General features: G+C 42.2%; 12 protein-coding genes. 1 reads left to right on the forward strand and 11 read right to left on the reverse strand.

Translation table 11 applies throughout. The features are described 5' to 3' along the window. Positions 1-135 precede the first annotated feature (135 nt). From D8845_RS05255 to D8845_RS05300, 10 genes are all read right to left on the reverse strand, one after another. On the reverse strand, positions 136-1,188 hold the full coding sequence (locus tag D8845_RS05255; protein WP_125452725.1) for a sensor histidine kinase: 1,053 nt from the start codon (positions 1,186-1,188) through the stop codon (positions 136-138). Continuing rightward, on the reverse strand, positions 1,185-1,883 hold the full coding sequence (locus D8845_RS05260) for a response regulator transcription factor (RefSeq protein ID WP_125452726.1): 699 nt from the start codon (positions 1,881-1,883) through the stop codon (positions 1,185-1,187). The genes D8845_RS05255 and D8845_RS05260 overlap by 4 nt, the downstream gene beginning before the upstream one ends. 123 nt (positions 1,884-2,006) lie before the next feature. Beyond that, entirely contained in the window at positions 2,007-4,718 is a 2,712-nt protein-coding gene (locus tag D8845_RS05265; protein WP_125452727.1) for an SSURE domain-containing protein, read from the reverse strand. Positions 4,719-4,833: 115 nt separating this feature from the next. Next, positions 4,834-5,850 carry a glycosyltransferase family 2 protein gene (locus D8845_RS05270; protein WP_084887340.1) on the reverse strand — a complete coding sequence of 339 codons (1,017 nt, stop codon included), beginning with the start codon at positions 5,848-5,850 and terminating at the stop codon, positions 4,834-4,836. Between the two features lie 155 nt (positions 5,851-6,005). Beyond that, positions 6,006-6,671, reverse strand: a complete 666-nt coding sequence (locus D8845_RS05275; RefSeq protein WP_001283905.1) for a potassium channel family protein — start codon at positions 6,669-6,671, stop codon at positions 6,006-6,008. A gap of 13 nt (positions 6,672-6,684) precedes the next feature. After that, complete coding sequence (locus D8845_RS05280) at positions 6,685-8,064, reverse strand: TrkH family potassium uptake protein (protein WP_125452728.1); 1,380 nt, start codon at positions 8,062-8,064, stop codon at positions 6,685-6,687. Between the two features lie 33 nt (positions 8,065-8,097). Next, positions 8,098-8,862 carry a nucleoside phosphorylase gene (locus D8845_RS05285; protein WP_125452729.1) on the reverse strand — a complete coding sequence of 255 codons (765 nt, stop codon included), beginning with the start codon at positions 8,860-8,862 and terminating at the stop codon, positions 8,098-8,100. 272 nt (positions 8,863-9,134) lie between these two features. Next, positions 9,135-9,758 carry a TetR/AcrR family transcriptional regulator gene (locus D8845_RS05290; protein WP_000361928.1) on the reverse strand — a complete coding sequence of 208 codons (624 nt, stop codon included), beginning with the start codon at positions 9,756-9,758 and terminating at the stop codon, positions 9,135-9,137. A gap of 39 nt (positions 9,759-9,797) precedes the next feature. Further along, positions 9,798-10,880 (reverse strand): ABC transporter permease, encoded by a 1,083-nt coding sequence (locus D8845_RS05295; RefSeq protein ID WP_125452730.1) that lies wholly within the window; start codon positions 10,878-10,880, stop codon positions 9,798-9,800. Between the two features lies 1 nt (position 10,881). Then, positions 10,882-11,598: an ABC transporter ATP-binding protein gene (locus D8845_RS05300; protein ID WP_000734674.1), complete on the reverse strand. Its 717-nt coding sequence runs from the start codon at positions 11,596-11,598 to the stop codon at positions 10,882-10,884. A 420-nt stretch (positions 11,599-12,018) separates the two neighbouring features. Here D8845_RS05300 and D8845_RS05310 point away from each other — a divergent pair, with 420 nt between their 5' ends. Further along, positions 12,019-12,216 (forward strand): hypothetical protein, encoded by a 198-nt coding sequence (locus tag D8845_RS05310; protein WP_125452731.1) that lies wholly within the window; start codon positions 12,019-12,021, stop codon positions 12,214-12,216. A 481-nt stretch (positions 12,217-12,697) separates the two neighbouring features. On the opposite strand, the gene D8845_RS05320 is transcribed toward D8845_RS05310, so the two are convergent. Next, entirely contained in the window at positions 12,698-13,930 is a 1,233-nt protein-coding gene (locus D8845_RS05320) for a carbohydrate-binding domain-containing protein (RefSeq protein WP_125452732.1), read from the reverse strand. Positions 13,931-14,085 lie beyond the last annotated feature (155 nt).

A 14,085-nucleotide genomic window follows, 5' to 3' on the forward strand; every position in this document is an offset into this window, starting at 1 on the left:
ATTCGTGCAGATGCCCTTCGCCTAAACAGCCAAGGTTACTTGTCATAAGACACCTGTTGACGAGCTTCATGCTTTCCTGCTGATATTTCACACAAAATCCATTTTACCATGAATGACTAGATTTGTAAAGGGGTTTTAATCTTTATTTTCACTGCCAGAGAGGTTGAGAACCAGGGTAAAGGTGCTTCCTAGGCCATACTGGCTGCTAACTGTAATTTCTCCACCCAATTGATGAGCCAATTCACGCGCAATTGCAAGGCCTAAGCCATGACCACCTGTTTTCATATTACGCGAAGTTTCTACACGATAAAGGCGTTTGAAAATATTCTCCAAATCCTCTGGGGCAATCCCCTGTCCCTCATCTGTCACACTGATTGAAAGCTGGTTTTTCTCCAGCTTAGCCACCACTTCGAGTTTGGTTCCTGGAGCTGAGTATTTAAAAGCATTATTGACCAGATTCACCAAGATACGAGAAAGTTTGGCATAATCTCCCTCAATCCGGGCAGACTCTGGGATTACCTGCAAGTGGACATCTCGCTCCTCCTGCTCAATCAAGAACTGAAATTCACTCATACACTCAATCAAGAGCTGGTCCAGAAAAATGCTGTCCTTGCTAGTCGTTTCCACCTGATTTTTAGCTGTGTTTAGGGTCAAGAAATTCAATTCTTCAACCAGTTTATTGAGTCTTTCTGTCTGGCGTCCAATGGTTGCTAGATAATGGGCTTGTTCTCCTTCCTTGATAACCCCGTCCAAAATCCCTTCTACCGTCGCTTGGATCGAAGTGATGGGGGTCTTGATATCATGCGAAAGTTGAGCAATCATCAAGCCCTTTTCTCGTTCGCTTTCTTCCAAGGAATCAAATGTCGCCTGCAAATCATGGGACATTTCATTGAAAGCTTGGCCTAATTGTTGAAATTCTACAGGGCCTTGAACCTCCAGATTTGAAGGAAAATCCTTGTCCGCTACCCGCTTGGCATGTTCCTTGAGTTTGCCCAATGAAGTAAAGACTGGCGATAGGAGAAAGAGACTAATCCCAGCACCGATAAAACTAGCCACTAGAGTCATACCCACTAGGAAATAAATTTCTCTTTCTTCAATTAGCATTCGCTGGATAGCCCAAAAAACCACGATAATCGTTAGGAGTGTTGAAATGATATACCCCACTAAAATATAACTTTTTAATTTCATTGACTACCTCGTGCTTTCTCAATTTTGTAGCCCAAGCCCCAGACGGTTTTGATAGTGGGCGTTTCTGAACTAGCATGTTTAGCCAGCTCCTGTCGAAGAGCATGAATATGAACATTCAAGGTATTAGTGTCATCCACATAGTCTTCCTGCCAGACCTTTTCATAGAGGTCTGTCTTAGAGAAAACCCGCTCTGGATTGCTGGCTAAAAGCCATAGAAGTTCGAAGGATTTGACTGTCAAATCAAGCGCCACATCTCCGACTTGGACCTCATGACTACCGTGATTCATCCGTAAATCCCCGAGACTGACGACCTCTGTCTCACCTCCACGATGAAGGCGACGTAAGATATTGTGGACACGCAAAACCAGCTCACGAGGGCTAAAGGGCTTGGCAATAAAGTCATCTGCCCCCAAGCTTAGGCCATAAATCTTGTCCTGCTCGCTAGTCTTAGCCGTGATAAAGAGAAAAGGCTGATCTGGAGATTGATACTGAACCTCACTAATCAAATCATAACCATCCATCCGAGGCATCATGATATCTGTAATAATCAAATCAATCGCTTTTCGATTGAAGATTTCTAAAGCCTCTACTCCATCATGAGCCACCAAAACCTGATATCCTGCCTGAACCAGATAGCGTTGATGAATATCTGTGATTTCTACCTCGTCGTCAACGAGTAAAATTGTCTTTCCCATCTGTCTCTCCTTTGAAAAAAACAGTGCTATACCACAATAGTATAACACTATTTTAATCGCTTTACGAACATTCTAATCGATATCTGGATTTTTCAAATCCTAGATAGAAAGTCTGTAACTAGACTAGTTATTTTCCTCTTTTTTAGCTTTCAAACCGAGTCCGCCTAGAAGTCCGGCCAAAGCTAATCCAAAGAATCCAAGAGTAGCCATTGAGGTTTGGGCTTCACCAGTATATGGAAGCATGTCTTTTTGGTCTTTCATTTGATCAGCCATCATTGGGGTTGACACCTTGTTAGTAGATGCCATCTTGCCTTCATCAGACATTTTACTTGAGGCTGCTGGAGCTTGATCTTGTTTCATGCTTGGTGTTGCCATTGGCTGGCTAGCATTCATGGTTTTGTCCTGCTCTTTGTTAGGCATCATCTTATCCTGGCTAGCAGCTGGCATTTTAGATTTCATCTCATCTTGATTGGCACTTGGCATTTGAGCGTTCATCTTAGACGCATCTTGATGACTATTCATCATTGGAGCCGGCATAGCTGAACCATTAGAAGATGGGACGAAGCCTGATTGCATCGGAATCAGAGACTGATGTCCATTCAAGTTTACTGTCAAATTCTTAGTCGCTACAAGATAAGTCAAATCGGCCTTGCCATCTTTGGCACCATACACCTTGATAGTTGCCTTGTAACTTTGAGTGCCATTTTGTTTCAAGAGGTCAAGAAGCTCTTTATCTGATTTGCCTTGAGTACCGGCTAAATCCACTTCATAGAAGTAAAGGCCTTTGCCCAATTTTTCTACTGGTGGAAGGGCGGGATTTTTAGCTGAGCCGTTGTCGGACCATGGAGCTTTATCAGAAGCTTTCAAGATAAGGCGTGTTAACATACCGTCACCTGCGAAGAATTCGTATGGAATAACTTGGTTAACACCGGCTGTGAATGGGCCTGGGAAATTGGCTTTGTCCAAGTATGTAGCTGGAACATCTACCGTGTCTTTGGTATTGTCAGCCACGCCTTTTTGCACTTCAGCTGGGGTAGTTAAGCCGTTCAAGTTAACATCCAAATTTTTAGTCGCTACAAGATTGCTCAAATCAGCCTTGCCATCTTTAGCACCGTACACTTTGATAGTAGCTTTATAGCTTTGAGTGCCGTTTTGTTTCAAGAGGTCAAGAAGCTCTTTATCTGATTTGCCTTGAGTACCGGCCAAATCCACTTCATAGAAGTAAAGGCCTTTGCCCAATTTTTCTACTGGTGGAAGGGCGGGATTTTTAGCTGAGCCATTGTCTGACCATGGAGCTTTGTCAGATGCTTTCAAGATAAGGCGTGTCAACATACCGTCTCCGGCGAAGAATTCATATGGAATGACTTGGTTAACACCGGCTGTGAATGGGCCTGGGAAGTTAGCCTTGTCCAAGTATGTAGCTGGAACGTCTACTGTGTCTTTAGTATTGTCAGCCACACCTTTTTGCACTTCAGCTGGGGTAGTCAAACCATTCAAGTTGACATCCAAATCCTTAGTAGCTACGAGATTGTTCAAATCGGCCTTGCCATCTTTTGCACCGTACACTTTGATAGTTGCCTTGTAGTTTTGAGTGCCGTTTTGTTTTAAAAGGTCAAGAAGGTCTTTATCTGATTTTCCTTGAGTGCCAGCCAAATCCACTTCATAGAAGTAAAGGCCTTTGCCCAATTTTTCTACTGGTGGGAGGGCCGGATTTTTAGCTGAACCGTTGTCTGACCATGGAGCCTTGTCTGAGGCTTTCAAGATCAAACGAGTTAACATACCGTCACCTGCGAAGAATTCATATGGAATAACTTGGTTGACACCAGCTGTGAATGGGCCTGGGAAGTTAGCCTTATCCAAGTAAGTGGCTGGAACGTCTACTGTGTCTTTAGTATTGTCGGCTACGCCTTTTTGAACTTCAGCTGGAGTAGTTAAGCCGTTCAAGTTGACATCCAAATCTTTAGTCGCTACAAGGTTGCTCAAGTCTGCCTTGCCGTCCTTCGCACCGTAAACCTTAATTGTAGCTTTATAGCTTTGAGTGCCGTTTTGTTTCAACAAGTCAAGAAGGTCTTTATCTGATTTTCCTTGAGTGCCAGCCAAATCCACTTCATAGAAGTAAAGGCCTTTGCCCAATTTTTCTACTGGTGGGAGAGCGGGATTTTTAGCTGAACCGTTATCTGACCATGGAGCCTTGTCAGATGCTTTCAAGATAAGACGAGTTAACATGCCGTCTCCAGCGAAGAATTCATATGGAATGACTTGGTTAACACCAGCTGTGAATGGGCCTGGGAAATTGGCTTTATCCAAATAAGTAGCTGGAACATCTACTGTGTCTTTAGTATTGTCGGCCACACCCTTTTGCACCTCAGCTGGGGTAGTTGCTGGTTGAACTTCATTTGCTTCACGGTCTTGTCCAGGAACTGTAGGAGCAGGATTTGTCGCAGGTTTAACCGCTTCCTCTGTTTCTTTCTTAGATTCTGGTTTTGCTTGCACTTCTTCTTTTGGCGCTACCACTTGGTCTTTATCAGCTACATTCACTTTTTCTGGAGAGCTTGTAGCATCCAAGCTTGCTTTAGGTGTTGAGTCTACCTGTTCTGAAGGAAGAGCTGTATCGACTGCTTCTTTGAGAAGTTCTACTGGTAAGTCACTCTTTTCACTCACCGAAGTAGCATCTGGCACGACTTGGGCAGGGGTCGGATTGACCACATCGGCACGTACAGAGCTTGGCTGACCAACTAGGACAAAAAAGCCACTGGCTACAACAACTGAGGCAACACCGACGCTAAGACGGCGGATAGACCAACGAGTATATCTTTGATTTGGATTGAATTTCATAGGATTCTCCTTAGAGTTTTTCTTTATTTGATGACTCTAGTATAATCTCCTAAAATTAAAAAGGATTAAGAAAAAGTTAAAATTTTCCTTAAATCCCTCTTATAAAATACTTATATTAATTGAATCCATAAACAGACTTGGTGATTTGATAGACGACATTGGAAAGTTTGCGAGCTGGCAAGACTGAATGTTTGGTCAAACGGCTCAACATAGTCTTACGGATAGCCTGAAAGACCTCTGGATTTTCCTGCTGAATATAGGTCCACAGCTCCCGTTTTTTTGCCAGATGCTCTGCTGTGCCTGCTCGATTGAGCAAGGCACTAGAAATCACCGTCGTGATTTCAATATGATTCAGCAGATACTCTCGCATTTTTGGGTGACTTACTTTAGATAAATCAAGCTGGTCTACCAAGAGTCGATTTACCTTGAGTTGCTGGTCAATGCGCTTAATCATCACTTGCTCATTGACAGACTGGTCCTCACGCCCAATCAAATAACGATAGAAATCGACAGGCAGATAGTACATGGTCTTGACCTGCTGAAGGGGGGTAAAGACAAAGAGATTATCGACATAAAAAGTATGCTCAGGCAGTTGGAACTGGCTCGCTCGCAACAAATCTGTCCGGTAAATCAGCGAGTGCATCATGATATACTGGCCTTTTGAGAAATTTCCGACCTGATCCCAGCCAAAAATCTGTTGGACAGGCAAGACTGACTCATAACTCATACTCTTCTTACGAGACTGACCTTCCTTTTCATAGACAAAATTGGTCACAAAGGCATCAACTTCCTGCCCCTCACTCTCTAGTTCCTGCAAGGTTTCAAGAATTTTTAAATAGGCACGAGGATCTACCCAGTCATCACTATCAACTACTTTAAAATAACGACCAGAAGCCTCCGCTAAGCCGCAATTGACGGCACCCCCATGGCCCTTATTTTCCTGATAGATAGCTCTAACGATGTTAGGATACTTGCTGGCTAAACGCTCAGCGATTTCCTGAGTCGGGTCCTGAGACCCATCATTGATAATCAAAATCTCAACTTGCTCACCACCAATCACTAGCGACTCCACGCAGTAATGAAGATAGGCTGCGGCATTATAGCTAGGAATGGCGATAGACAATAACTTCATAATCTACTCCTTTAGGGGACTGATTTTTTCTTTCTCTCTTGTCACTTCTTTCTATTTTACCATAAAGTCCAGACTTTGAAGGACTTTTATTAGAATACAAGGGTTACTATCTCTATTTGCTATTTTGGACATCAAAAAAGAGGGGATCCCCCTCCTTACGAATTTAATTCTGCCAAGTCATCTAGATACTGGTTGTTAATGACCGCCAAGATATAGGCATCTGCTTTCAAGAGGTCATTAGGACCAAACTGGACATCCAGTGGTGAATTTTCTTGTTCACGAAATCCTAGGACATTGAGGTTATATTTGCCACGTAAATCTAGCTGACTCAGGCTTTGACCTGCCCAAACACTCGGAATTTTCATCTCCACAATAGACACATTTTTATCCAGCTGAAAGACATCAACATTGTTATGAAAGAGAATGGTCTGCGCTAGAGACTGCCCCATTTCATACTCAGGTGAAATCACCGAGTCAGCACCGATTTTTTCTAGTACCTTCTTAGCTGTCTGGCTTTTGACCTTGGCAATAACCCTTGGTACACCTAGACTCTTACAATGCATGACTGCAAGCACACTCGACTCCAGATTTTCCCCTGTTGCGACTACAACCGTATCACAGGTATCAATTCCTGCGGTTCTGAGGAGTTCCTCATCTGTGATATCGCCCACAACTCCACGCGCCAAAACAGGCTCAAATTGATTGATGTGCTCTGCGTGGTCATCAATGGCAATGATATTCATATCTTGCTTGGCTAGGGCCGTCAGGACACTACTCCCGAAAATTCCCAAGCCTAAAATTCCAATCGTACGATCTGACATCATTCTTCCTTTCTTATCCAATACTAATATCTGCTTTCATATACTGAATCAAATCTTTCTTGTCAGGCTGGTAATCCGCTAGACTAACCAGCAAGGTCAAGGGACCGATACGGCCAATAAACATGAGCACCATGACAATGCTAAGAGCTAGCTTGCCCAATTCTGGCGTCAGATTTGCCGTTACCCCAACTGTCGCAAGAGCTGAAATGGTCTCAAACATGAGGTAGATAAATCGCGGTGTTCCTTCTGCTGTAATTCCCAACAACATCAAACCCAACAAGAAGGTCATCAAAAAGATAATGAAGACACTAAAGGATTTTTGGACTGTTCGAGCCTCAATGGTTCTCTGGGCAACATTGGCATGAGGCAAGCCCAGCAATTCACTACGCGCAAAGACCAACAAGACAAAGAAAGTCGTAATCTTGAACCCCCCAGCCGTCCCTCCAGGCGCTCCACCCAGAAACATCTGTAAGATATAGATAAACAAGGTCACAGGCCGAGCTTGGGTGTAATCAATAGAGGCAAAACCAGCCGTTCTCATGCTGACGGTTTGGAAAAAGCTAACTAGCACTTTCTCTGGAACACTGAGATTGCCAATAGTTCCTGGATTGTGCCATTCCGTAAAGAGTGTAGATACTGTCCCAAACAGCAAAATCCCTACAGTCAAGAAGAGGACTAGTTTGGTGTGGAAACGCAGACGACGTTTTTTCTTCTTGTCAAACTGGGTTACCAAGTCAAACCAAACCATAAAGCCGAGACCACCCGTGATAATCAAGCCAGCAATGACCAGATTGATCAAGGGATCCGTCTGAAAAGCCACTAAACTGCTACTGCCGAAATTATCAAAACCAGCATTACAAAAGGCTGAAATGGCTAAAAAGATAGAGGTAAAAATGCCCCGTCCCCAGCCGAACTCAGGAATAAAACGGAAACTTAGTAGAAAGGCACCCAAGCCCTCCACCAGAAAAGTCGTCAAAAAGATAGACCGCATAAAAGACTTCAAAGACTTACTTTCCCCATAACTAAAACTCTCCTGAATGGTTTCACGACTACGCAGACTGAGCTTTTGCTTGCCTTGGATATAAAAAATCCCGATAAAAGTCATGAGCCCCAGACCACCAATCTGGATCAAGAGCATACAAATCAACTGCCCCCAGACATTATAGGTAGTAGCTACCGGTTGCGTAGAAAGGCCGGTTACACAGACCATAGACACCGTCGTAAAAAGATGGTCAAAATAAGTGGCCTGCGAACCACTTGCCTGAACAAAAGGCAAACTCAAAAGAAGAGAGCCTATAAGAATAACTCCAGCGAAACTTAAAAAGATGCGACGAGCTGGCGAAAGTCCGCCCAAGGCTCTCTCAATTTTTTTCACAAATAATTTGAATAACATACATCCATTGTACCATAAAAAGTAGGAGAGTAGCTATATCTGAAAGGCTATCTCAAGGCAGAGTTCCAAGGCCTTCTCGAAAGCTTCTGAACCCCAGTCACGACTATCGTACTGGTCCAAGTCTGCTAAGGAATCAGCTGTAAACAACAATTCTCCCCAGAGAACCCCACGCAGTTGGGCTACTGCTGCAAGCGCAGAACACTCCATCTCCACAACAGCACAGCCTTCTTCCTTGCGATAAGCCACCTTTTCAGCCGTTTCTCGGTAAAAACCGTCTGTCGTCCAGGTCATGACTTCTTCATAAGGAATCCCTCTGGCTTCCAACACTCGCTCAATAGCAGCAATAGCCTCGGACTGAATTTCCATATAACGAGAAGGTGCCACATAGTGATAACTAGCTCCTTCATCTCGCAGAGCGCGAACAGGGACTAGAAAGGCATTTTCTTCTATATCAGCCAGCACACCACAGGTTCCAGCAGAAATAATCTGCTCCACACCATAGCCAATCAACCAATCCATAAACTGGGCTGCTGGAGCTGAACCAACAGGAGCCTGAGCCAGACAAATTCCCTCGCCCTTGTAGTTAACGACATAGACTGGATAGGTCTTGGTGGCAGAAACAAATTCGCCGACACAGTCCGCCCCTACTTCCCTCGCATAGCGGTCAATCTCCTCACCTAAAAAAGCATAGACACACTTCTTTGGTAAGTGCAAGTCCAGCCCCTCGTGATTGGGCATGATGACCGCCTGAGGATTGTCATCAAACTCTAAAATAGGAATCGCATGTTTCTGAATCATAACCCACCTCCTCTGATTTTGTACTATTGTATCAAAAGCTGACAAAGTGTCAAGGAATTGTCTTTAGCAAGCCAGAAATCTCCTCTTCCATACACTTGAGAAATCGTTGCACCGCTGGAGAAGTCGGTTTCTGTTTTGGCAAAGCGATTGAGGACTTATGAAGAATACAAAATCCAACAACAAAAAAGACATGAATCTGAAATAAGCAGAACATGTCTTTTTTAGCTTGTTTGAAAGTCAAGTAAATAAATCTTAGCTCTTCTAGAACTCCCTTATTTCCACAAACCACCTAAAATCTGTTTTTCTAATAAGTCTAGGTCCTCTTCCTTTATTTCTCCGTTGTCGCTAACGATATAAAGTTGAGCGAAGTAAGCCAACAATGGACCAACACAAATACGAACCATTTGAGGAATCGTTAACTCTGGATTTACACGTGGATCTGCTAGCAATTCTTTATGAAGCACTCGAAGTTTATCTTGAATAGCATTCCAGATAAAAATCTGTTCATTTTTTAGTTTCTTATTTGAAAAACTCTCCTGCAGAATGATTTTCATCAAAGCACGATTTTTTTTGAGATAGCTCATACGATCGTGGACGAGATAACGAACCCTCTCTTCTGTCGTTTCAAAAGCTAAGAGTTCCTCAACAAAACTACCGAAAATGCCTGGGACTACAGGATGTAAAATAGCCGTCAGTAGATCATCCTTCGTCTTAAAATACTTAAACAAAGTTGCCTGGCTTAGTCCAGCACGCTCAGCTATGTGAAGAGTTGAGGTCCCATGGTAACTCCTAGTTGATATGAGATCCACTGCTGCCTGCATGATTTTTTTCTTTCCTTGAGGGTAATTCGCTTCTTCTAAGTAATCTTCAAACGATTCAAAAACAGTCTTATCCATCTAATCTTCACACCTTTTTAGCATTATTTATGTTGATTTCTAAACTTTACGATAACGACGCAATCCAACAATATTGAGAATTGTTAAAATGATCAAGAAAATCATTAAAACACCAAGATTTGGCAAAATATCACCAAGATTGTGTCCGTAAAGAATAATCTGGCTTATTGCATCACCAGAATAGGTTAATGGCAAAAATTTCCCCACAGTTGGAGCCCATGCTCCCATGGATGACAATGGAATAATCCCTGAGAAAAAGAGTTGAGGCATAATCACGAGAGGAATAAATTGCATCATTTGGAATTCTGATTTTGCTAGAGTAGACAAGAGAATTCCAAAAGCTAGTGCTACAAGAGCCAGTACCACATTAACTATTATAACATTTAAAATATTTCCTACAACTTCTACATCTAGTAGCCAAATTGCTGCTAAGACGACAACTGCCGTTTGAAAAATCGCAATAATACCGTAAGACAACATATAGCCATAGACAATTTCAGAACGTTTCACTGGGGTTGCTAACAATCGATCCAAGGTTCCACTTGTGCGCTCTTTCAAAAGTGCCATACCAGAAATCAAAAAGACAAAGAAGAAGACCACAAAGCCAATTAAAATTGGAATCATACGTGCAAAGAATCCAGTATTTTTATCTCCATATTGGTAAGATTCTTTGATTTCAGGCGCCTTTGCATCTAATTTCAATTGTGGAAGAGCTTGTTTGATACGAGATAGTAACTGATCGGTGCCTTCACTGGCGATACTTGTTCGTAACACTTGTCGTATCATAGATGTCTTGGAGGCATCTGTATTTGCGTAGTCGACCTGATACTCACCGTCTTTATAAGAAATCACAGCATCGACTTTTTCATTTGCTAGCGCTTCTTTGGCCTGATCTAAGTCTTGATAAGTCTCGATGTCCAAATGATCAAGCTCATCCATTTTCGTTATCAAACCAGTTGATAAATCTTGTGTCGCTAACTTGACATTCACGGTTGTACTAGCTGAAAACATGAGGTTCATCAGCCACATAATAAATACCGGCGCTACAAACATCATAGCCAAGGTTCGTTTGTCACGAAGCAATTCTTTGATAACTTTTTTAGCAATAGCAATGGTTCTCATCTTACTCTCCTTCTGCTTTCAAAAATACTTCTTCAATACTTGAAACTTGATAACTTTCTTTTAAGTGTTGCGGTGTATCAAAAGCAATGATTTTTCCACCTAATAATAAGCCGACCTTATCCGTTAACTCTGCTTCATCCATAACATGGGTAGTAACTAATATCCCAACCCCATTGTCTCTAAGCGCGAATAATTCTTTCCAGATTTTCTTCCGAAGAGAAGGGTCGATTCCAACTGTCGGTTCGTCCAAAATCAAGAGCTGAGGATTCCCCAGAAGCGCGATGGCTAAAGACAAGCGTCGCTTCATTCCTCCAGAATAACCGGATACCGTTTTATTCAAATGCTCTGTCAGATCCACAACTTGAGCCACATGGGCAATTTCAGCTGTCAGATCTCTTTTGGATAGCCCTTTTAGCTGACCAAAAAATTCCAGATTTTCTTGACCTGACAAAGCCTCATATAAGGCATCTGACTGGGCCATATAACCAATATCTCCTAAAATATGACGATTGGGCATAGTATGATCCAATACTAAAGCAACCCCTCCGTCAGCTTTTTCCATCCCTAACATAGTCTTAATCATAGTCGATTTACCAGCACCAGACGGACCTATTAAGCCTATAATTTCTCCCGGCTGCAATTCAAAGCTGACATGATTCAAAACCATTTGACGACAAAAAGACTTATCCAAATCTTGTAAATGTAGCAATTTTTTCATATGCTTCCTCCTAGGTGAGTGGTTACTCACTTACTGAATATAGACCTATTATAGTGAGTGGTTACTCACTTGTCAAGAAAAAAGTTGAAATTCTTTAAAAAATAAAGCACCAGATTTGTATCTGATGTTTATAATGCACATGTCTTATTTCTAAAAATGTTTTTGAACTTCCTCTCTATACTCCGAAATGGTCTTTTCTGTCCACTTTTTAAAGGCCTATTTTCCCTCTACTTTTCTCGGCTAATCCAACCATCGTCATTGCTATCGCAACTCTAATGACCTTGGTAATGGGAATTCATTTTACTTATTTTTATATGAAACAGACTAAGAAATTTTCAAGACCTAATTGAAACCAAATTAGCTCTTGGAAGTCAAAAAATCCTCGAACTCTACGCTGACCGTCTAGCAGAATCAGACCAAATGCGGCATGGCATTTCTAAGAATTCGGTTAAGGGACGTAACCTACAAGCTGCTTACGTGTATGGATTTACTTTGAGAGATTTCTTCGCCTTCAACCAAGGACTAAATAAAATGGGTGACCAAGCACTTCCTTTTAAAATTCACCCTGAACATTTTGTATTTGCTGGAATTCACGGTGGACAGGAAGCGAGGAGTTGATTGGAGAGTACGGTCAACCAACTTATCAAAAAATCTTTATCAGTCTAGATGCTGAAAAAAACAGGCGTTCCGGATGCCGATACAAAAATTTCTATGGCAGGTGATACTGCTACTCTCATGTCCGATACAAGCCTTGATATCAAGATGTATGGTATGCATCAGTTCAAGATGAAAAAAGGTGGACTCCGCATCAAATTAGGCGTCTTTTCCCCAGAAGCAACCCCAAGCTAGATGGAGCTCGATCACCAAGAACACCTAGCAGTTGAATTTTTCAATTCCCTCACAATCGCCTACCAAAACAAAACATTTAAGGGAAAACTACTCAATACCTTCTTAAAATTCAAGAAATTTAAGTAAACAAAAACGTATGACTGAACAATTTAGCCTTTGAAAGCTACAATTGTAAAATCACTTGTAATATATCAATCTATCACCGATATAAAAAGGATAACATTTCTCTTAAAATGCTATCCTTTTTTGTTTATCCTCGTCCGCCAGGTGCTGGACCGCCAGGACCTCCATTCGAACCTCCGCCTCCAGGCATAGAGTTGACGATTTCCGTTTGTTTTTCGCCATTTAGATAGATGTCTCCGCCTGTATAGGTCGCGGTTCCATCAAAGTCAAAACCCGTTTGACCAGTCATTTTAATGGTTCCACCGGTAACCGTGATATTCCCGTTTGAGTCAATTGGATCTGTGTCACCTTGACCCACTTCTACAGTTAGATTTCCACCTGTCATAGTAAAGTAAATATCACTTTGCTGGGCATTTTTATTAGCTGCATTCACCCCATCATCTGTCGAGTAGACATTGATATCGCCACCATTGATCGTAATGGATTTCCCTTCAATTCCTTCAGTCGCATTCTTGACTGTGTAAGTACCACTATCAATCACTAGATTTCCAGAAGCGTGAATGCCGTCCTCGCCTGCTGTGACTGTTATGGTATTGTTCGCCAAATACATATTTCCGACAGTCATATCGTCATCATTATCAACTTTGACACCATCTTCCTTGGCATCGATAGTCATGGTCGCACCAGTGACATTAAGTTCATCATTGACATTAAAGGCATCGCCAACTGATGTGATGTTAAAGGTTCCACCTGTGATGTGAAGCGTATCATTTGCCTTGATAGCATTACTTTTCTTGCCATCTACAGTGAGAGCACCTGAGCCATTAATGGTCAAATCAACCTTAGAAAAGAGAGCGGCATTTGCCTTTTCATCACTGTTAGAGCTTGAGTCAGAGAGACTGTTAGTGGTTCCCTCTGCCAGAGTCAAGTAGACATGACCAGCTGACGTCGCAGAAATTGCTGCATTGGTATTAGTCATGGTCGCACCTTTTAGGACTAGATGAACATCTGCCGACTTACCTGCCTCTACCTTGATCTGCACCCCGTCAGACTGACCTGAAATCACATAGGTACCTGCTTTTGAGATGGTCACCGTTGAGCCAGAAACTGTCACACCGTCTCCAGAGACGTTTGCAGATGAGCCAGACAATTCAATCTTAGAAGCAGTGCTTTCATCATAAGAAGTGTCGTAGTCCTTTTCTGTAAAGTAAGAAGATTGACTGTTTTTAGTTGAAGTTGTGATGGCAGTAGTATCTGCCACTGCAGTTGTACTTGACTTGGTCGTTGACTGCCCACAAGCTGTCATCAAAGTCAGAGCTGTTAAACTAGTTAAGATTAGGGTCAATTTTTTTGATTTCATACTTTTTTCCTCGCCTTCCTTTAGCTTGACCTTAGTTTACAGGGTAAGTCTGAAAAAAATCTAAACTTTTTCTGAAAGTTTTCTTAAGTTCAGTTTCAGTTAAGTTATCTTTAACAAAAGTTTTAGGAAAATTCCATAGACTAATTACAAGCAAG

Source organism: Streptococcus mitis, from assembly GCF_003942865.1.
Classification (GTDB): Bacteria; Bacillota; Bacilli; order Lactobacillales; family Streptococcaceae; genus Streptococcus; species Streptococcus mitis_BI.